Source organism: Rhodococcus sp. NPDC060090 (assembly GCF_042729855.1).
In the GTDB taxonomy this organism is placed as follows: domain Bacteria; phylum Actinomycetota; class Actinomycetes; order Mycobacteriales; family Mycobacteriaceae; genus Rhodococcus.
The window spans coordinates 118,456-137,963 of sequence record NZ_JBHWXB010000002.1 but is presented as its reverse complement, the minus strand read 5'-3'; the positions used below and the strand labels follow the sequence as shown (position 1 = coordinate 137,963).

The following is a 19,508-nucleotide window of genomic DNA, read 5'->3' as shown; positions in this document are numbered from 1 at the left end:
CCTGCGCCGTATCGACCGTCACACCCAGAACTGATTGTGAGCTGACCGAAGATGTCCGACCCCGATCTGGCGATCGTCTCCGTCGAATCGACGATCGTCGACGTACCCCTGATTCGTCCGCACAAGTTCGCGACCACGACCTCGGAAGTGCAGCCGATCCTGTTCGTCGCCGTCACCACCGCCGGCGGAGTCACCGGCTACGGCGAAGGCGTCGTGCCCGGAGGCCCGTGGTGGGGAGGCGAATCCGTCGAAACGATGAAGCAGATCGTCGATCGTTACATCGGCCCGTACATCATCGGTCGCGGTGTCGACGAGATCAGCGGCGTCATGCTCGACATCGAACGGATCGTCGCGAATGCACGTTTCGCGAAGGCCGCGGTCGACGTGGCCATGCACGACGCGTGGGGTCGCAGCCTCGGTATCCCGGTCGCGTCGCTGCTCGGCGGTGCTTTCCGTACTGGAGTCGACGTGCGCTGGGCGCTCGGCGCGGCACCTCTCGAGGAGATCGTCGACGAGGTCACCCACAAGATGGAGCAGCGCCTCAACTTCTCCTTCAAGCTCAAGATGGGTGCCCTCGATCCCGTTGTCGACACCGAGCGTGTCGTGAAGATCGTGGAAGCGTTCGACGGCAAGGTCGGATTCAGCATCGACGTCAATGCCCGCTGGGATCGCTTCACCGCACTGCGTCAGGTTCCGCAACTCGTCGACGGCGGTGTCGAACTCATCGAGCAGCCCACCCCGGCCGACCAGCTCGACGTCCTCGCCGAGATCAACCGCCGTGTCTCCGCGCCGGTGATGGCCGACGAATCCGTCCAGACCCCGCACGACGCGTACGAGGTCGCCAAGCTCGCCGCGGCCGACGTCATTGCCCTCAAGACCACGAAATGCGGTGGCCTGCAGCGGAGCAAGGAAGTAGTTGCGGTCGCGAAGGCTGCCGGGTTGCGCTGCCACGGCGCGACGTCCATCGAAGGCCCCATCGGCACCGCCGCGTCCATTCACTTCGCGTGCTCCGAGCCCGGAATCAACTACGGCACCGAGCTGTTCGGCCCGCAGCTGTTCGCGGTCGAGTTACTGAAGAAGCCGCTCGAATACTCCGAAGGACAGGTACATCTCCCCGAGGGCCCCGGCCTCGGCGTCGAGCTCGACATGGATGTCGTGAAGAAGTACGCACGCGACTGACGTCGCACCCCTTTTGTCAGAGTCACATTGGATTCGAAGGAGAAACCCCATGGCACTGTTCCACGTTCGGATGGATGTCAATATTCCGCGCGACCTCGACCCCGAAGTGCGCGCCGAGACGCTCGCCAAGGAGAAGGCCTACAGCCAGGAACTCCAACGGTCGGGAAAGTGGCCCGAGATTTGGCGCATCGTCGGAAAGTACAGCAACATCTCTATCTTCGACGTGGACTCGGCCGATGAGCTGCACGAGATCCTGTTCAATCTGCCGCTGTTCCCGTACATGGACATCGAGGTCATGGCGCTGACGAAGCACGGGTCGGACGTCAAGTAGTCGCCTCCCACAATTCGCGCCGCTTGTTCGTCGCGAGATCCTTTCGAGTGTGCAGTTCTTGACGTGTTTCTTCACTGAAACCGACAATAACTGCACGCTCGATCGTGACAGCAGCGGGTGGTGTTCTCGCGAGGACAATCACGACGAGAATCTGTGCGGGTGCGGACAGAGCGCGGCGGTCGGGGCCATACTCGGGGTATGAGCCTGCCGCTTCGCGACGTGTACGCCGAGCCCACCCTCGCCGACCTCCTGCCGTCGGTACTCGCCTCCGCGGGTGTTGCCGGCGAGATGAACCGCCTCGAACTTGCCGAGTGCTCCCGGACCGTAGTCCTGCTCGTCGACGGTATGGGGTGGGAACTACTGCAACGGAACCAGAAGGCCGCACCGTTCCTCACCTCCGCCCCCGGATACTCGATTCGCGCCGGGTTCCCCACCACCACCGCGGTGAGCATCGCGTCGCTCGGCACCGGCCTCCCGTCGGGCCGCCACGGCATCACCGGCTACCAGTCGTACGTCGACGAGATCGAAGCACCCGTCAACTGGCTGCGCTGGACCCTCGCGGGCACTTCCATAGACAAACGGGACGACTTCGTTCCCGAGGACGTACAGCCGCATCCGACGGCATTCGAACGAGGCAGTGATGCAGGCGTCGCTGTCACCACCGTGGTGCCGAAACTCTTCGACGGCAGTGGCCTCACCCGCGCAGTTCTCCGCGGCGGCGCGTTCGTCGGGGTTTCCGCATACGGTGACCTGCTCGCCCGCGTGGTGTCGGCGATCGGCGCCGACGAACGCAGTCTCGTCTATTGCTATCTGGGCGAGGTCGACACGCTCGGCCACGTGTACGGGCCCGAATCGGATGCGTGGCTCGCGCAACTCACCATCGTCGACCGGTTCGTCGAGCAACTCTCCGGAGCGCTTCCCCGCGACGCCCGCCTGCTCGTCACCGCAGATCACGGCATGGTCGACGCCTCGCGCGGGCGCCGCGTCGACTTCGACCACACTCCCGGGCTCGGTGAGGGGGTGAGCGTCATCGCCGGTGAACCGCGCTGCAGGCACGTCTACACCGGCAGCGTCGGCGCGGTGCTCGAACGCTGGCGGAACGAACTCGGCGACGACATGTGGGTCGGCACCCGCGACGACGTGCTCACCGCCGGTCTGTTCGGCCCCGACCCTACGCCGTCGCTCGTCGGCCGGATCGGCGACATCGTCGCCATCGGTCGGGGAGAGTCGTCCGTGATCCGCACCGACGGCGAGCGTGTGATGTCGGAATTGCCCGGGCAACACGGTGCGCTTACCGATGATGAACTACTCGTGCCACTTCTGCATCTCCAGTGACAGGCCAAGTGTGGTGAGCCGCAAAGGGGGTCGTGACGTGTGCAATGTCGCGTACCTGCGCCCGAATTTGTCGCATAGTGTGTGCACATGAGCTCGAGTGCTTCTGTGACCTGGCACGATCGGACGAGTCGGATCGCGTTGATCCTGCTCTGGGTCGTCCGGATCCTCGTCAAGCCGATCCTGAGCATCTGGCCGAGCAACGACTTCGGGATCGGCCTCCTCGGTCGTCTCTCCTGGGTGGTCGACAAGGTCACGCCCAGACCGCGATCGGTCCAGATCGTCGACACCGATCTCGGTGGGGTGCCCGGCGAGTGCATCATCTCGCCCAAACCCGTCGACGACCCGCTCGAAGACGCCACCATCCTGTATTTCCACGGCGGCGGCTTCATCTTCTGCGGGCCCTCGACGCACCGTCAGCTGTGCGTGCAACTTGCGCTCGACTCGGGTGCACCCGTGTATTCGATGGATTATCGGCAGGTCCCCGTCGTTCCGATCGCGGGATCGGTCCACGACGCGATGAATGCGTACACAGCACTGCTCGAGACGGCCGTCGATCCCACCCGGATCATCGTGGGCGGTGACTCGGCCGGTGGATATCTTGCCGTCAAGGTCGCCGAGATCGCGGCGAGGCGCGGCATCCAGCGACCGGCCGCTGTCATCGGTTACTCGCCGCTGCTGAGTCTGGACCTCGACGACTCCGGCCACGACCTCGAGTACATGAAGAAGGATGCCTATTTGCCGATCGAGGCCCTCGAAAAGTTGCGACCGCGCTGGCTGGCGGGGCAGGAAGCGATCGAGGGCGAGATGAACCCGGTCGACGCCGACCCGGCGCTCTTCCCTCCGATGTTCCTGTGTGCAGCCGAATTCGAGCTGACCCGACCCGACGTCGAGGACATGACCGAGCGACTCACCGATGCGAGTAAGACGGTGGAAACGCACCTGTGGCGCGAGCAGATCCACGCGTGGCCGGTCCTCGCCCGAGCCCTGCCCGAGGCGATGGAACTCATCGGGTTGAGCACCCGGTTCGCGCGGCGTGCCGTCGTCGCAGTCGACGACGACCGTGCCGCTTGATGTACTACTGTGCTGCTTGATGTACGACAGGGCCGCTTGATCCACTACAGGTTCGTGTTCAACGGATCCGTCGAATCGGGAAGGCCCGCACCGCGGTCGCCGTTCTCGACACCGGGCGGGCACTGCGCACCCGCCGTATAGGAGGTCATCGACAACGATCCGTAGTCGACCCCGCCGACGAGAGTGTCGGGCTGCTCTCCGGATGCAGCGAGCAAGCCCGCGAAATGCAGCATCGGCAGAAAATGGTCCGGTGTCGGAACGGCTTTCGCGAAATCGGGATGTTCCTGCAATGCGGGTGCGTCGCCGGGCCGGTCACGTAGGAGTTCGCCGGCGGTCTCGTCGAAACGCTGGGCCCAGTCGAACCCTTCACTCGGCTTCGACGGGTCCATGCTGCGCAGGTTGTGCACGATGTTGCCGCTGCCGACGATCAGCACGCCGGAATCCCGCAGTGCGGTGAGCGAAGCGCCGAGCTCGACGTGATACTCGAGGGGCTTGTACGCGTTGAGGCTCAACTGCACCACCGGCACGTTCGCATCGGGGAACATGTGGGTGAGCACAGACCACGTACCGTGGTCGATTCCCCACGAATCGACATCGCCGCCCACCCATTTCGGTCGGGCAAGATCGGCGATCTCCTCGGTCAGTTCGGGGAGACCGGGTGCCGGATACTCGACGTCGAACAATTCCTGCGGGAACCCGAAGAAGTCGTGGATCGTGCGCGGCGACGGCATCGCGGTGACCGCGGTGGCATTGATGAACCAGTGCGCCGAGATCGACAGGATCGCGCGGGGAACAGACACCGATTGGCCGAATGCGGCCCACGACTGCGTGTACCGGTTCGATTCGAGTGCATTGAGGGGACTGCCGTGGCCGATGAACGCGACAGGCATGCGTGTCGTCATGGAATATCACTCACCTTTCAGGGGAGATGCGGGGGCGCAACCATTCCACGAGATCGCCCAGTACCCGGTCGTTCTCGGGCTCGTTGAACACTTCGTGGAACAGCCCGTCGTACAGCTTCAATGTCAGATCTTCCGAGCCGGCACGGTCGGCGATCAGTTGTGAACCGGCCGGGTCTGCGAGAGTGTCCGCAGTGCCGTGCTGGACCAGCACCGGCAGTGTCAGGGACGGCAGCCGCGACGCCACACTCTGCTCGTTGTCGATCAATACCCGTGCGATCCCCGCCGGAACCAACCCGTGATGCACGAGCGGATCGGCCTGGTACGCCGCGACGACCGCAGGATCGCGCGACACGGCGTTGCTGTCGAGCTTCTGCACCGGCACGTCCGGGAGGATGCGGCCGATTATCTTGCCGATCTCCACGACGATGCCCGGAGTGCCGGACGTAACGACCACCGCTGGTCCGGACAGCGCGAGCGCGGTCAGACGATCCTGGTGGTCGAGTGCATACGCCAGGGCGATGGCCCCGCCCATCGAATGCCCGAGCAGGAACACCGGCAGGCCGGGGTAGGCCTGCGTTGCGATATCGAAAAGGGCGTCGAGGTCGTCGGTGAACTCCGACATCGCGCGGGCGTGCAGCCGCTTGCCGCCGGAACGGCCGTGACCGCGATGGTCGGGTGCGAACACGACCAATCCCAGCTCGGTCAGGCGCTCAGCGACGTGGTCGTAGCGGCGCGCGTGCTCGCCGAGCCCGTGTGACAGCACGAGCACCCCGACGAGCTCGGCGTTGTCGGGCGACCACAGGTCGTACACGATCCGAGTGTCGTTGCCCCCGCTGAACGAGGATTCGGTGTGCTGCATGGGCGTCTCCTGCCGGGTAGTCGACCTGCTGTCCTCCGCATCCTTGCACGAGGACACGCTGCGGGCTTGTGGACTGGAAGAGACCCGAGGAGCATTCGCGCACTCGCGGACCTGCAACCGCGCACCCTCGCGCCGATGCATGCGCCGGCCTTCGAAGGCGACTGCGGTGCGGCACTCGGCGGACTCGCTGCGGCCTACGAGGAGCGGTTCACCGCTGCGCTCCAAGGCGTCCGCATGACGCCGTGAACAAATCGATTGACGTCGTCCGGGGCGTCGGTATCCTGGACGACGTGATTCAAGCGCTTCTTTTCCACTGACGACACCGGCCCCGCAACCCGTGATGTAGCCGGGCGGGGGCCGACGTGTGTCCAGAGGCCGTTCATCCGGCTGTTCGTCAGAAGCGCAGTCCTCCACCATTCGTGGACGACGCGCCTCCATTCGGAGGAAGAATGTCCATCACTATGACCCTGCCCCAACGAGCTCGGGCGCAACTCGGCGCGATCGACGTGCACATCGCACGCGGTGGTCGTCCCGTGCTGCAGGGCGTCGACCTTGCCGTGACGCCCGGATCCCGGCTCGGAGTCGTCGGCGACAACGGTCGCGGTAAGACGACGCTGATCGATGTGCTGGCGGGCCGGCTCGAACCCGATCAGGGCACGGTGCGGTGCTTCGGGTCGCTCGGTGTTGCCGAGCAGGAAATGGCAGTCACCGAGAGTCGCACGGTCGGCGATCTCATCGACATCGAACTCGTCCATGTCCGTGAGGCGTTGCGCCTGCTCGACGAGGCAACAGAGGCTCTCGCCGAGGAACAGCCCGGTGCTGCGGATGCGTATGCCGACGCCCTGGATGCAGCCGAACAACTCGATGCGTGGGACGCCGACCGGCGCGTCGATACCGCACTCGAGGCGCTGGGTGCGGTCACCGACCGATCATGTTTGCTCGCAGAGATGTCGGTGGGGCAGCGCTATCGCGTCCGGCTGGCTGCGCTGCTCGGTGCAGAGCACGATTTCCTGCTCCTCGACGAGCCGACCAACCACCTGGATGCGTCGGGGCTCGAATATCTCACCGAACGGCTGCAGCAGACCCGCAGCGGTGTCGTGCTCGTCAGCCACGATCGGGCGCTCCTCACGGATGTCGCGACGTCGATCCTCGATTTGGATCCCAGCGTGGACGGTCGCCCTCGCCTGTACGGCGGAGGGTACGCCGGATATCGCAAAGGTCGTGTCGCCGAATATGATCGATGGGTCGATCAATACGCGCGACAGCAGGCCGAGCATGCGCGTCTCGCCGTCGATCTGGAGGCGGCGCAAGACCGGCTCGTCACGGGGTGGCGGCCGGGCAAGGGCACCGGCAAGCACCAGCGCGCGACTCGCGCACCGGCGCTCGTGCAGTCGGTGCACCGGCGACAGGAAGCACTCGACGAGCATGCGGTGACCACTCCACCACCACCCCTGCGGTTCTCGATGCCTGCGCTCGGTGTCGCATTGGACGGGATCGATCCCGATGCGCCGTTGATCCGAGCGGCGGATGTCGAGGTGTCGGGTCGGCTCATCGCACCGGTGTCCCTCTCGCTCGGCGCGGGCGCGAGGCTTGCGGTCACCGGGCCCAACGGTGCCGGAAAGTCGTCGTTCCTCGCTGTGCTGGCAGGTGAACTGGAGCCCACCTCCGGCGATGTGGATATCGCGGAGCTCGTGCGGGTGGGACGGCTCGCGCAGGAGTCACCCGCGCCCTCGGGGGTACGTGTGCGCGAGGCGTACGACAGGCACGTGGGAGTGCTCGCGTCCTCCGGCGTTGTGCCGGAGGGGGAATCGGTGACACTCGAAGATCTGGGTCTGTTCACCGATCATGATCTCGACCAACGAGTTCGAGATCTGTCGATGGGGCAGCAGCGCAGGCTCGATCTGGCGCTGGTACTCGCGTCCCGCCCGCATGTCCTGCTTCTCGACGAGCCGACCAACCATCTGTCGATCACGCTCGTGGACGAGTTGACCGAGGCACTCGGGGCAACCGACGCGGTGGTGGTGCTCGCGACACACGACCGGCAACTGCGACGCGACATCGCTGAGTGGCCGACCTTGGCGCTCCCGTGAACGGTGTGGAGTCGAGCCCGGAATCCGCTATTCCGGGTTCGACTCCACACTTTCTCAGCCGTACACCTGCGCGTAGAGGTCGCGGATCTCGGCGTCGGTCGGGATCAGGGGGTTGTTGTTCGGCGACCCCGAAGCCAGGGCCTGCTCGGCCATGAGCGGGATCAGCTCGTCCCACTCGGCTTTGCCGATGCCGTAGACCTTGGGCGTCGGCACCTGCACATCGCGGCACAGTTCGCTCAGCGCTTCGACGAGGTTGTTCGCGGCAGTGGTGTCGTCGTCGGTGAGTGTCGCGACCCCGAGCGCGCGGGCACAATCGGCGTAGCGGGCTTCGGCGGCGCCCACGGAGAACGCGGTCACTGCAGGGAAGAGCATTGCATTGGACAACCCGTGCGCCACATGGAAATGCGCGCCGATCGGGCGGCTCATGCCGTGCACCAGCGCGACCGACGAGTTGGAGAATGCGATGCCGGCCTGGGTGGCGGCGAGCATCATCTGTTCTCGCGCTTCGGCATCGGTGCCGTCGGTATAGACCCGTCGCAGCACCTTCCCGATCGTGCCGATGGCGATGAGCGCGAGGCTGTCGGAGAACGGATTGGCCTTGCGGCTGACGTATGCCTCGATGGCATGAGTGAGGGCGTCGACACCGGTATCGGCGGTCAGACGCGGCGGCATCGACAGGGTCAGCTCGTAATCGATCACCGCGGCGACCGGTAGGAACGCCAGGCCGGGGCACAGCATCTTCTCGTCGTCGGCACTGTCGGTGATGACGGTGAACTGGGTTGCTTCCGAACCGCTTCCGGCGGTGGTGGGTACGGCGATGATCGGCAGGGCAGGCCCGACGTTGTTGCGTGGCGCCTTGTAGTCGCGCATCCGCCCGCCCTGTCGCCCGAGAATGCCGAGGGCCTTGGCGGTGTCCATCGGACTTCCGCCACCGAACCCGATGACCGAGTCGGCGTCGTGTTCGGTGAGCGCGGAAACACCTGCGTCGAGGGAGTCAGTGGTGGGATCGGGGACAGCATCGGCGAACAAGCGGGGTGTGGCGCCTGCGGCTTCGAGGTCGTCGAGCATCTTCTGAGCGGCGCCGGTACCGACCTGGAACGAATCGGTGACCACCAGCGGACGGGACAACCCGAGGCTCGAGACGACGTCGCCGATGTCGCGGACGGCTCCGCCGCCGATACGCATGATGCGGGGTAGCGCGATGGGTGCGGTCATGTTCGGATCATGTCATCTCACGCCGGCCGAATGTGTGCTGGGACACACTCCGTTCAGCGCCGACACGCCGCTGACGAATCAGTTCCCGGAACCGCGCACGGGGGGCACGCTGTCGGTCGACGGCACGATGGAATGCGCGAGGGCCTGGACCAGGAACTCGAGCTCGGGTGTCGGGGTCGTGCCGGTGCGCACGACACCGCACACCGGCACCCTCAGTAGGTGTCTCTTCTCGCGCATGAACTTGAGCCCCTTGCTCGGGGTCTCGGACGCCGTGCTGGCGAACAGCACCGTCCAGGCACGCGGGTTGGTGAGGACCTCGAGTGTTGCGGTGTGGTCGCTCGCGATCGCCGGACCGAGACGGACGCGTCTTCCCACCTCGACGAAGGCGTCCTCGATGACGCGGTGGAGCAGGACCTGGCTGTTCCGGGGCGGGAGGAGCAGCGGGTAATGGGCCAGTTCACCGATGTCGACGGTCGAGAACGCAGACAGTGGATGGTGGCCCGAGGTGACGACCACCAGGTCCTCGATCCCGAGCCGCACGGTTTCGAGCCCCGGTCGGTCCACCTCCCCGCGGATGAGGGCGAGGTCGGCTTCACCGGAGGCGACAGCGTTGACGCGGTCGGTGAAGTCCTTGATGACGAACTCGACGTCGATGTGGGGGTATCGCTCGCGAACCTGGGAGATCGCGTCGAGGCTCTGCGTCGCGAAGCTCATGTTCGCGGTGATCCGGATGCTGTCGCGAGGTTCGGTGGCCACCTCGAAGGCGCGTGCTTCGAGGCTGAGCACTTCCGATGCGATCGGCATCAGCCGCAGGCCGGCAGAAGTGAGCTTGACCGATCGGGTTGACCTGTCGAAGAGGCTCGTGCCCAGTTCCTGCTCCAGTTTCGCGATCTGGTGGCTGATCGCGGACTGCGAGATGAAGCACCGCTGCGCTGCACGGGAGAAGCTGGACTCCTCGCCGACCGCGAGGAAGTAGCGTAATTGTCGGAAGTCCATCGAACCCCACTTATGAGCGAAACAGATAACAGTTTTTCGAATATCCCAGGTTACTGGATACCAACGTCCCTGGAAACCTAGGTTTGTAGTCATACAAGAACTTCAATGTGGAGGTATCGGCAGCATGGGTGGTGCAGACAAGGGAGAGGCGACCGTCGTCGACCGGACCGAGGTAGTGATCGTCGGGTCCGGGTTCGGTGCCCTTGCCGTGGCGAAGAAGCTCGGCAAGGCAGGCACACCGTTCGTCCTCATCTCGGAGACCACCGAGCACTTGTTCCAGCCCTTGCTGTACCAAGTGGCGACGGGTGTCATCTCGCCCGGCGAGATCGCCCCCTCCGTCCGTGCCATCCTCGCGAAGTACCCGAGCGCCGACGTGCGACTCGGCCGCGTGGTCGACGTGAACCCCGACGACAACATCGTCGTGTACGAGGCGGCAGGCAAGCGCCACACCCTCGGCTACGAGCATCTTGTCGCCGCGACCGGCGCCCGGCAGGCCTACTTCGGCCGCGACGAGTTCGCCGACCTGACCTTCGCTCTCAAGACGGTCAACGACGCCGAGCGCCTGCGTCGCCAGATCATCCGCTGCTTCGAGGAAGCGCACATCACGACCGACGCCGAGCTCCGCAAGAACCTGCTCAGCTTCGTCGTCGTGGGTGCAGGCCCGACCGGCGTCGAGCTGGCAGGCCAGATCAAGGAGCTCGCTCAGCGCTACTTCGCGGAGTCGATCGGCAACATCAAGGGCGAGGACGTCACCGTCACGCTCGTCGAAGGCGCCGACAAGGTCCTCCCGCCCTTCGGCGGCAAGCTCAGCGAATACTCGAAGGTGTCCCTCGAGAAGGCCGGCGTCGATGTCGTTGTCGGCACCATGGTCACCGACATCGACGAGCACGGCGCAACCCTGAAGACGGCGAGCACCGGCGAGACCCGTCGCCTCACGGCCGAGACGATCATCTGGTCGGCCGGAATCCAGGCCAACGATTTCGCCGACGTGCTCGCCGAGCGCACGGGCTGCAAGACCGTCCGGAGTGGGCGACTTCTCGTCGACAACGACTTCACCGTCGGACGCGCCGACAACATCTACGCCATCGGCGACATGGTCACGCTCGACAACCTGCCGGCGCAGTCGCCGTTCGCGATGCAGGGCGGCAGGCACGTCGCGAAGCTGATCCTCGGCAAGGTGCCCGCGGGAACCGCGTTCCAGTACCGCGACAAGGGCAGCATGGCGATCATCAACCGCTTCCGCGCGATCACCCGCGTCGGCAAGATCGAACTCACCGGGTTCATCGCGTGGGTTCTGTGGCTTGCCGTGCACCTGGTGTACCTCGTGGGATTCCGTAACCGGTACATCGCGGTGATGTCGTGGTGCGGTTCGTTCCTCGGCCACCGTCGTCCGCACTTCTACTACGCACAGGAACTCGAACCGGCAGCCCCTGCAGAAGCGGAGAAGCCGGCCGATGCGCCGAAGGCGGATGCATCGAAGGCCGATGCGTCCAAGACGGACGCGGCCAAGCGCCCGAGCAAGCGGGCGAAGAGGAAGGCCGCGGCTGCGGCGCGCGTGCCTGTCCCGGTCTCGTAGGAGTTCGGCGCCCGCACGAAAAGTTCCACGAACGAGGCCCACGACGTGGCAGCAAGAGGTTCCCGGTCGTTGGACGTCGATGCCTTCGAGTGCGACGTTGGGCAGGTCGGGGCCGAGCTGGGCTGGACGCGAGGGCGACGATGTGGACGCACGTGGCGCCCCGGCTACTTCGTCTCGTTCGGGTGGCTGGTGTGGACCTGCTCCAGAAAGACCGTGCCCTCGTAGACGTAGTACCAGATGCGAGCGGTGCCCTGCGCCGTCGGCTTGTGCTGCCAGCGCTCGTGGGTCGCGCCGTGGCGCGAGATCGTGCCGAGCTCGCCTTTGAGTCGGTAGTTCGTCGCCGTGGTGACCAGGGGCGTCTGCGTGAGGAAGTCCCACGTCTCGGTCATCGGGTTGCGGATCGTCGCGACGAGGTCTCGCCATCCCTTCTTGGCGTCGGTGGTGGCGAAGCGGATTTCGTACTCGATCTTCTTCGGAGGACGGGGGACCAGCTCGCCTTTCTTGGCGGCGGCCACGATTACGGACGCTCCACGGTTTCGTCCTCGTCGAGCCATTCGAGGTCTGCGCTGCCGAGTCCCGCGGCGATGGCCGTGGCGGTCTCCTTCCATGACGTCAGCTCGGCGATCGCCAGGTGCGGCTGATTGGTGGAGAACGAGGCGCGCGCCGCGTCCACGAGGTCCTGTGCGCAGGACTCTCGGTCTGCGGGCGACAGGGCGAGCATCCACGGGAAGGCCTTGGCCATGCGTTCGGCGAGCGAGCCGCTGTCGTCGAGGGTGACGGTGATGAGCTGCGCGGCGAAGTTCAGCAGTCGTGAGCGGCCCTCGGCCTCGCGTTGCGACATCAGGACCAGTGCCTCGCCGTCGCGGCGGGTCACGGTGACGGGGTGGTCCTCGGCCTCGGCGAAGACCTCGGCGGAGTGCTTGCTCAGGTCCGAGGAGCGCCGGGTCCGGGCGGGGAGGTCTGCTGCGATGGCCATGGATTCATGGTATTCGGAACGTGTTCGGAAGTCTAGTATGCGGGGTCGCGGCACGTCGCGATGCTGATTGGCGAGCACGTATCGACGGGGGTTGCGGGTGTAGTCGGTCGCGCTCGACCGCGGAGGCCTTGGGCGCGCAGCCGATTGGGAAGTGTTCGGGCCGGTGGTTGCTGAGTGGATCGAGAGTGCACGGTGACCGCTGCGGTGGTCGTGCACAGCAACGATGTGGTGTGCATGCCGCGACTGGAAGACGAGAACCTGGACGAGAGTGCCCCGCGGCCCATGTGGATCGGATGGGCGCCGCAGCGGCTGCGGTATAGTTTTACACATGTCAAATAGTGAAGGTGCACGGTTGCCTCCGGAAGAGCGTCGATTCCAGATCCTCGATGTCGCCGCCGAGCACTTCGCCAGACATGGTTACGAGAGTGCGTCCATGAGTCGCATCGCGGCAGACGCCGGAATCACCCGGGCGCTCGTCTATCACTACTTTCCCAACAAGGGGACCCTGCTCGACGCCGTGCTGCGGCGGGAGGGTCAGACGTTACTGGAGGCGACGGCCCCGCAGGGTGGGACGTCGGTGAGCGACGCGCTCGGGCGAGCCCTGAAGGCATACTTTTCGCACTTCGCCTCGAGCGCAGGCGATCTGCGTGATCTGTATGCCCCCACGGCCGTGTCACCAGCTGTGGTTTGGGAGATCGCCGCGTCCAACCACGAGGTCCAGGTCGAGCGGCTGATCGCAGCCACAGGCCAGAAGGACTCACCGTCTACCCGATTGGTGTTCTCCGCGTGGCTGGCATTCGTCGAGACCGCCGCTCGAGGCGCGGCGCAGAGCGGCGACGTCGACACCGACGAAGTCCTCCGGCTCTGCCTGACCGTGTTCGAAGCATCGACCGGCCTCGATCCGGCGGCGCTCGGTGCGGAAGTCACCACCACCCATCCGAACCAGGAGGAGATATGAAGATCGCATTGCTCGGTGCCACCGGCAACGTCGGCTCGCGCACCCTCGCAGAGGCGGTATCCGCAGGACACGAGGTCGTCGCCTACGTTCGGCGTCCCGAGGCCGTCCCATCCGGTCCTGGGGTGACCGTCGTGAAGGGGGAACTGGACGACGGACCGGCCCTGACCCGCGCCCTCGAAGGGAGCGAGGTCCTCATTGTGGCGGTGACCGGATCGATGAGGGATACGAGCTTCACGCAGCGCATGTACCCCACGGTGGTGAAGGCAGCAAAGGATGCGGGCGTGGCGCGACTCGTCGTCGTGTCCGTGTTCGGTGCCGGTGACACGGCAGACAAGGCGTTCGGTATCGCCAAGCTGGTCTACCGCACTGTCCTGCGGGGGTTCCTCAGCGACAAGGCGAAATCCGAGAGTCTCGTCGTCGAATCAGGACTCGAGTGGGCGCTCGTCTATCCGGTGAATCTGAAGGACGCGCCTGTGCGCGCCGAGTGGACCGCCGTCCCACTCGATCGTGTCGCGAAAGTTCCCGGGATGCCGACACTCCCGTTCGGGAATGTGGCAAAGACCTTGGTCGACCTGGCCGGCGGACGCGGAGGCTCGGGGCAGCGGATCCTCGTCACGACAGCAGACGGCTGGAAGTCTGTCTGAGATGCGGGCTACTGCGCCGCCGCCAGGACCATGTTCGTGATCCGCTGCGACAATTCGTCGGCGTCCGTTGTGAACCGAGTCGGCGGCAGGTCTGCGAACAACGCGGATTGCTGCAGCAGCGCGAGTGCGGCGCGCACGGCGAAGTCCAGATCCCGCTCGGCTGTGTCCCTGACCTCGTCCTCGATGCTGGAGAGGAGCCGCGCCGCAAGGGATTCGGAGATCGCCCGGGCCAGCTCCGCCGCCTGTTCGTACATGACCGTGTTGTCGGCGAGCAGCACGCTGCGCAGCATGTGGTGGTGTGTGTCGTAGAGCTCGACGAGTTCGCTCACGGCGGTGGACACGAACTTCTCGTCGGTCCAGTCGGCCCTTTCGGGGGAGTCGAAGGCGACGGCGATTGCGTCGACGATGCGTTGCTTGAATCGCTCGTGCACTTCGAACAGTAGCGCGTCCTTGTCGGAGAACCGCGCGTAGATCGCGGTGGGCGCGCTGCCTGCACGCTTCGAGATCTCGGTGATCGTGATCTGCTCGAACGGCTTGAAGGCCAGCAGTTCCTCTGTGGCGGTCACGATGCGCTCCATCGTGGCGCGACTGCGTGACTGTCGCGGGGCGATGACTCGCGGGTCGGTCGACTTTCTGGGCATGGGATCACTCTAACCGCTTGACTGTAACGGTAATCTCATTACAGTTTCCCTCGACAGCACTGACTGCCGCGAACCGCAGAGGGCGGAGACGACATGACACAACCGGTGATAGTGGTGGGAGCCGGGCCTGTCGGCCTGGGAACGTCCCTGGAACTGGCCCGATTCGGCGTGCCCAGCGTGGTGCTCGAGCAACGGCCGGCCCCGTCCACGCATCCGAAGACCCGTAACTTCAACACCCGCACGATGGAGATCACGCGGGGGTGGGGGTCGCTGGCCTATCCGCGTTTCCGGGCCGTCGACACACCTCCGGGTTGGAAGAGCCCGATCCGCTTCTTCGACAACGTGACCTCCCGCGAATTCGGGCATCTGGACACCGCAGGATTCGAAGGACCGGGCCCGGCGATCAGTCCCGCGTTGCCGGTCATGTCGTCGCAGGACCGGTTGGAGGCGATCCTGCGCGACGCCGCCGCCGCGACCGGTCTCGTCGATCTGCGGCTCGGTCATCGCGTGACGGCACTGCTCGCGGGGAGCGCACCCACCGACGATCACGCGACCGTGCGCGTCGAAACCGGCGACTGCGAATACGAACTCACCGGATCGGCACTTGTGGCCGCAGACGGTGTCGACAGCTTCGTCCGGAATGCGATCGGCGTGCCACTCGAGGGGCCGCAGGGCATCCACCACTTCGTCAACTGCTACTTCCACGCCGATCTCGAATCACACCTCGGTGACCGCAAAGGCGTTCTCCTCTATGTCGCAGGATCCGCCGCCGGAGTTCTCCAGCCACTCGACGCACGCGGTCGATGGCTGTGCCAGATCACGGTGCAGCCCGACGACTGGGACCGCGCCAAATGGGGCGACGAACGTGTGACCGCGTGGGTGCGGGCCGCGATGGGCGTCGACGACCTCGAGGTCGACGTGCGCAGCGTCGGCACGTGGCGGATGAACGTCACCGTCGCCGAGCGGTTCGTGCACGGTCGCGTGGTGCTCTGCGGCGATGCAGCACACCAGTTCCCGCCGACCGGTGGCCTCGGGGTGAACACCGGAATCCAGGGCATGCACAACGTGGCGTGGAAGCTGGCACTGCACGTGCTGGGTATCGCGGACCACTCGTTGCTGGACACCTACGACGACGAGCGACGCGGCCCGGCCCGCCGAACTGCGGACCAGAGCTACGAGAATTTCCAGAACGTCGCTCGGCTGGGTGCGGCGATCTACGGTTTCGGCGAGCAGGGTCTGAGTGCGGATGCGATCCTGACCGAGACACGCCGCTACGGGAACCACCTGGGCGTCGAATTCGGCACGCGATACAGTTCGGCGGCCGTCGTCCCCGACGGAACGACGCCTCCCACAGTCGCGGACGACTACTCGGACTACATCCAGAGCGCCACACCCGGATGCCGGGCACCGCACGTGTGGATAGGCCCGGATCACGCCATCTCCACCGTCGACCTGTTCACCTCGGGAGGATTCACGTTGCTGACCGGGAGCGACGGCGGCACCTGGCTCGACGCGGTGGCCGAGCTCCGGAGAAACCTCAGGATCCCGCTCGCGGCCTACACGATCGGTTCGGTCGGGCTCGACGACGACGGCACATTCTTCGAGACGTACGGCATCGACACCGGCGGGGCGGTCCTGGTCCGGCCGGACGGCTATGTGGCCTGGAGATCGTCGCGCGGCGGACCGGCGAACACGCTCGTCGACGCACTGATCACGATACTGGGAAGGAACCAGCCATGAGCGACGTCATCATCGTGGGAGCAGGACTGGCAGGCCTGGTCGCCGCTCACGAACTCACCTCGCGGGGCCGTTCGGTGACAGTGGTGGACCAGGAAAACCACCGCAATCTCGGCGGACAGGCATTCTGGTCGTTCGGCGGCCTGTTACTCGTGGACTCACCGGAGCAGCGCAGGCTGCGCGTACGGGACTCCTTCGATCTCGCGTGGCGGGACTGGCAGGGCAGTGCACAATTCGATCGACTCGCCGACGAAGACACATGGGCGGCGCGCTGGGCGCGCGCCTACGTCGAATTCGCTGCGGGCGAGAAGCGTTCGTGGATCTCTGAACACGGTATCGAACTGACGCCGCTGGTCGGTTGGGCCGAACGTGGTGACCTGCGCGCCGATGGGCACGGTAACTCGGTACCCCGATTCCACGTGCCGTGGGGAACCGGCACCGGCGTGGTCGAGCCGTTCATCGCGAGTGCCCGACGCGCCACGAACACCGGAGCGCTCACCTTCGCCCACCGCCACCGAGTCGACGAGATCGTCGTCACCGCAGGCACGGTCACCGGGGTTCGCGGCAAGATACTCGCCCCCGACGACTCACCGCGCGGGGTGGCCTCCAACCGAGACGAGATCGACGATTTCGAACTCACCGCGCAAGCGGTGATCGTCACCACCGGAGGGATCGGCGGCAACCATGATCTCGTACGCAGATACTGGCCCGACGACCTCGGGACGCCACCGGCCCACATGGCGACGGGGGTTCCCGCCTACGTCGACGGGCGGGGTCTCGACATCGCGGCGGAAGCCGGTGCGCGACTGGTCAACCGGGATCGGATGTGGCACTACACCGAAGGGCTCCACAACTGGGATCCGATCTGGCCCGGCCACGGAATCCGCATCCTCCCCGGACCCTCCTCGTTGTGGCTGGACGCGCTGGGACGGCGGCTACCCGCACCGTTCTACCCCGGCTACGACACCATCGGGACACTTCGACATCTGCGCACCACGCCGGACATCGCCGGTTACGACCACTCGTGGCTGGTGCTCACCCAGCGGATCATCGAGAAGGAGTTCGCGCTCTCCGGATCCGAGCAGAACCCCGACATCACCAGTGGCAGTAAGAAAGCCGTACTGCGGGAGCGGATCTCCAGAGGTGCCCCCTCGCCTGTCGAGGCATTCAAGCGACACGGAGAGGACTTCGTCGTCGCCGACACCCTCGACGAACTCGTCGCCGGCATGAACGCGCTCACCGACGAACCGCTGCTCGACCTCGCACGCGTGGAGGCCCAGATCGATGCGCGAGACTCCCAGGTCGCCAATCCGTATGCCAAGGACGCGCAGATCCAGGGCATCGCCAACTCGCGACGGTTCCTCGGCGACAAGATCAGCCGTACCGTCCCGCCGCACCGTCTTCTCGATCCGGCCGCGGGACCGCTCATCGGTGTCAAGATCCATGTGCTGACCCGAAAGACACTCGGGGGCATACAGACCGATCTCGAATCTCGGGCTCTCGGGGCGGACGGCAACCCGGTTCCGGGTCTGTACGCCGCCGGTGAGGTAGCCGGATTCGGCGGTGGCGGAGTCCACGGGTACAACGCCCTCGAGGGCACGTTCCTGGGAGGGTGCCTGTTCTCCGGTCGCGCAGCAGGTCGCGCTGCCGCACAGGAGGTCCTGTGATGGCGGGCCCGGGACTGTGGGCAATCCTGCGAGGTCTGCGAACCCCCTCCCTCGATCCGTGGCGGCATCTCGACGAGCCTGCTACCGCCGACGAACCGGGTGCGTTGCGCGTGTCCTTCCTGGGCGTCTCGACGATGCTGCTGACCGACGGTGACACCACGATCCTCACCGATGGCTTCTTCACCCGTCCGGGACTTCTGCGGGTGAAAGCCGGAAAGGTCGCCCCGCACCGCGACACAGTTGAGTCCGCGCTGCGGCGCTTCGGGGTGGGGAAGGTCGATGCGCTGTTCGTCGTTCATTCCCATTTCGATCACGCACTCGATGCGCCACTCGTCGCCGAGTTGACCGGCGCGCGGCTCCTCGGATCGGAATCTACGCGGAACATCGCCCGCGGCTACGGTTTCCCCGATTCCCGTGTCGACGTCGTCGTTCCGGGTGAACCGATCGAGGTCGGCCGGTTCACGCTCACCCCGTTGCCGGCCGTGCACAGCCCCGGAGATCTCGCGCCGGGACGGATCGAGCAGCCGCTTGCGCCGGGCGCGAAGGCCCTGGACTACCGCACCGGCGATTGTTATGCGCTCCACATCCGGCACGACGATCGGACGATCCTGATCCAGGCGAGTGCCAACATGCTCGCCGGCGACTTCGATGCACGCGGTGCCGAGACCGTCTACCTCGGAATCGGTGTGCTCGGCAAGCAGGACCCGGAATTCCGCGAAGCCTACTGGCGACAGTTCGTCCTCGGCACCGGGGCGAGGCGGGTCGTGCCGATCCACTGGGACAACTTCACGGTCGGTCTGGATCGCCCGCTGGTACCTTTTCCGTCGTTCTTCGACGACTTCACCGTCACGATGGAGTTCCTCACCCAGCGCGCGGCGGCGGACGGTGTCGAAGTTGCCATGCCGGTTCTCGGCCGGCGCACAGATCCGTTCCGGGCACGGTCGGGGTAGCGTCCCGGCTCGTGTGCGACGGGGGCACGGCCGTGCACAAGCCGATCGGGACTCGTTCCGTTTGGCGCGCGGGACTGATGGGTGCGCCCCGGGATCCGACCGGGTATATGTATGCGAAGGGGGGCGCACACCAGGTCACACACGGTGTTCGGTGGTCAGCACTCTCCTCCCACATCCGAGAGGAGTCGATGTGTCGATCCGATCCACGTCCGATACCGCGGCCAGGTCCCAGGCCAGGTCCCAGACCCAGCGGCCGCTGCCGCCCCGCGCCGTCGAGCACGAAGGGCCCTCGTTCACCGAGGCCATCCATTCCCGTCTGTTCTCGAACTACGAGCCGCCGCGGGGGGATCGACCCGGAGCTGCCTGACGTCGACCCGGCCG

At 65.7% G+C, this 19,508-nt stretch carries 19 protein-coding genes; 12 read left to right on the top strand and 7 right to left on the bottom strand.

What is annotated here, in order from left to right; all coding sequences use genetic code 11:
• The first annotated feature begins 51 nt into the window (after positions 1-51).
• From ACFWCF_RS03020 to ACFWCF_RS03005, 4 genes are all read left to right on the top strand, one after another.
• Positions 52-1,179: a muconate/chloromuconate family cycloisomerase gene (locus ACFWCF_RS03020; RefSeq protein ID WP_378490003.1), complete on the top strand. Its 1,128-nt coding sequence runs from the start codon at positions 52-54 to the stop codon at positions 1,177-1,179.
• 49 nt (positions 1,180-1,228) lie between these two features.
• On the top strand, positions 1,229-1,510 hold the full coding sequence (gene catC / locus ACFWCF_RS03015; RefSeq protein ID WP_378490002.1) for a muconolactone Delta-isomerase: 282 nt from the start codon (positions 1,229-1,231) through the stop codon (positions 1,508-1,510).
• A 198-nt stretch (positions 1,511-1,708) separates the two neighbouring features.
• The gene (locus tag ACFWCF_RS03010) at positions 1,709-2,845 is read left to right on the top strand and encodes an alkaline phosphatase family protein (RefSeq protein ID WP_378556989.1); all 1,137 of its coding nucleotides are present in this window, start codon (positions 1,709-1,711) and stop codon (positions 2,843-2,845) included.
• Positions 2,846-2,932: 87 nt separating this feature from the next.
• Positions 2,933-3,916 carry an alpha/beta hydrolase gene (locus tag ACFWCF_RS03005; RefSeq protein WP_378490000.1) on the top strand — a complete coding sequence of 328 codons (984 nt, stop codon included), beginning with the start codon at positions 2,933-2,935 and terminating at the stop codon, positions 3,914-3,916.
• Positions 3,917-3,960: 44 nt separating this feature from the next.
• On the opposite strand, the gene ygiD is transcribed toward ACFWCF_RS03005, so the two are convergent.
• Both ygiD and ACFWCF_RS02995 read right to left on the bottom strand, forming a co-directional pair.
• On the bottom strand, positions 3,961-4,806 hold the full coding sequence (gene ygiD, locus ACFWCF_RS03000) for a 4,5-DOPA dioxygenase extradiol (protein ID WP_378490135.1): 846 nt from the start codon (positions 4,804-4,806) through the stop codon (positions 3,961-3,963).
• 22 nt (positions 4,807-4,828) lie between these two features.
• Positions 4,829-5,677 carry an alpha/beta hydrolase gene (locus ACFWCF_RS02995; RefSeq protein ID WP_378489999.1) on the bottom strand — a complete coding sequence of 283 codons (849 nt, stop codon included), beginning with the start codon at positions 5,675-5,677 and terminating at the stop codon, positions 4,829-4,831.
• Positions 5,678-6,126: 449 nt separating this feature from the next.
• Between ACFWCF_RS02995 and ACFWCF_RS02990 the strand changes: the two genes are divergently transcribed.
• Positions 6,127-7,767: an ABC-F family ATP-binding cassette domain-containing protein gene (locus ACFWCF_RS02990; protein WP_378556986.1), complete on the top strand. Its 1,641-nt coding sequence runs from the start codon at positions 6,127-6,129 to the stop codon at positions 7,765-7,767.
• A gap of 54 nt (positions 7,768-7,821) precedes the next feature.
• On the opposite strand, the gene ACFWCF_RS02985 is transcribed toward ACFWCF_RS02990, so the two are convergent.
• Together ACFWCF_RS02985 and ACFWCF_RS02980 are read right to left on the bottom strand one after the other, a co-directional pair.
• Entirely contained in the window at positions 7,822-8,982 is a 1,161-nt protein-coding gene (locus ACFWCF_RS02985; RefSeq protein ID WP_378556983.1) for an iron-containing alcohol dehydrogenase, read from the bottom strand.
• A 78-nt stretch (positions 8,983-9,060) separates the two neighbouring features.
• Positions 9,061-9,978, bottom strand: a complete 918-nt coding sequence (locus tag ACFWCF_RS02980; RefSeq protein ID WP_378556980.1) for a LysR substrate-binding domain-containing protein — start codon at positions 9,976-9,978, stop codon at positions 9,061-9,063.
• Between the two features lie 124 nt (positions 9,979-10,102).
• Between ACFWCF_RS02980 and ACFWCF_RS02975 the strand changes: the two genes are divergently transcribed.
• The gene (locus ACFWCF_RS02975; protein WP_378556977.1) at positions 10,103-11,554 is read left to right on the top strand and encodes an NAD(P)/FAD-dependent oxidoreductase; all 1,452 of its coding nucleotides are present in this window, start codon (positions 10,103-10,105) and stop codon (positions 11,552-11,554) included.
• 164 nt (positions 11,555-11,718) lie between these two features.
• Here ACFWCF_RS02975 and ACFWCF_RS02970 read toward each other — a convergent pair whose 3' ends face one another.
• Entirely contained in the window at positions 11,719-12,108 is a 390-nt protein-coding gene (locus ACFWCF_RS02970; protein ID WP_378490623.1) for a hypothetical protein, read from the bottom strand.
• Positions 12,072-12,530, bottom strand: a complete 459-nt coding sequence (locus tag ACFWCF_RS02965; RefSeq protein ID WP_378490622.1) for a prevent-host-death protein — start codon at positions 12,528-12,530, stop codon at positions 12,072-12,074. Before ACFWCF_RS02965 ends, ACFWCF_RS02970 begins: the two co-directional genes overlap by 37 nt.
• Before the next feature lie 328 nt (positions 12,531-12,858).
• Between ACFWCF_RS02965 and ACFWCF_RS02960 the strand changes: the two genes are divergently transcribed.
• Both ACFWCF_RS02960 and ACFWCF_RS02955 read left to right on the top strand, forming a co-directional pair.
• Positions 12,859-13,488, top strand: a complete 630-nt coding sequence (locus ACFWCF_RS02960) for a TetR/AcrR family transcriptional regulator (RefSeq protein ID WP_378556974.1) — start codon at positions 12,859-12,861, stop codon at positions 13,486-13,488.
• On the top strand, positions 13,485-14,132 hold the full coding sequence (locus ACFWCF_RS02955) for an NAD(P)-dependent oxidoreductase (protein ID WP_378556971.1): 648 nt from the start codon (positions 13,485-13,487) through the stop codon (positions 14,130-14,132). The genes ACFWCF_RS02960 and ACFWCF_RS02955 overlap by 4 nt, the downstream gene beginning before the upstream one ends.
• A gap of 8 nt (positions 14,133-14,140) precedes the next feature.
• Here the strand turns inward: ACFWCF_RS02955 and ACFWCF_RS02950 are convergent, their stop codons facing one another.
• Complete coding sequence (locus tag ACFWCF_RS02950; RefSeq protein WP_378490619.1) at positions 14,141-14,773, bottom strand: TetR/AcrR family transcriptional regulator; 633 nt, start codon at positions 14,771-14,773, stop codon at positions 14,141-14,143.
• Between the two features lie 93 nt (positions 14,774-14,866).
• On the opposite strand from ACFWCF_RS02950, the gene ACFWCF_RS02945 reads away from it, so the two are divergent.
• From ACFWCF_RS02945 to ACFWCF_RS02930, 4 genes are all read left to right on the top strand, one after another.
• On the top strand, positions 14,867-16,513 hold the full coding sequence (locus ACFWCF_RS02945; protein ID WP_378556968.1) for an FAD-dependent monooxygenase: 1,647 nt from the start codon (positions 14,867-14,869) through the stop codon (positions 16,511-16,513).
• Positions 16,510-18,177: an FAD-binding dehydrogenase gene (locus ACFWCF_RS02940; protein ID WP_378556965.1), complete on the top strand. Its 1,668-nt coding sequence runs from the start codon at positions 16,510-16,512 to the stop codon at positions 18,175-18,177. Before ACFWCF_RS02945 ends, ACFWCF_RS02940 begins: the two co-directional genes overlap by 4 nt.
• On the top strand, positions 18,177-19,127 hold the full coding sequence (locus ACFWCF_RS02935) for an MBL fold metallo-hydrolase (RefSeq protein ID WP_378556962.1): 951 nt from the start codon (positions 18,177-18,179) through the stop codon (positions 19,125-19,127). Before ACFWCF_RS02940 ends, ACFWCF_RS02935 begins: the two co-directional genes overlap by 1 nt.
• Positions 19,128-19,317: 190 nt before the next feature.
• Positions 19,318-19,494, top strand: coding sequence for a hypothetical protein (locus ACFWCF_RS02930; protein WP_378556959.1), 177 nt, complete (start codon positions 19,318-19,320; stop codon positions 19,492-19,494).
• The last annotated feature ends 14 nt before the right edge of the window (positions 19,495-19,508 follow it).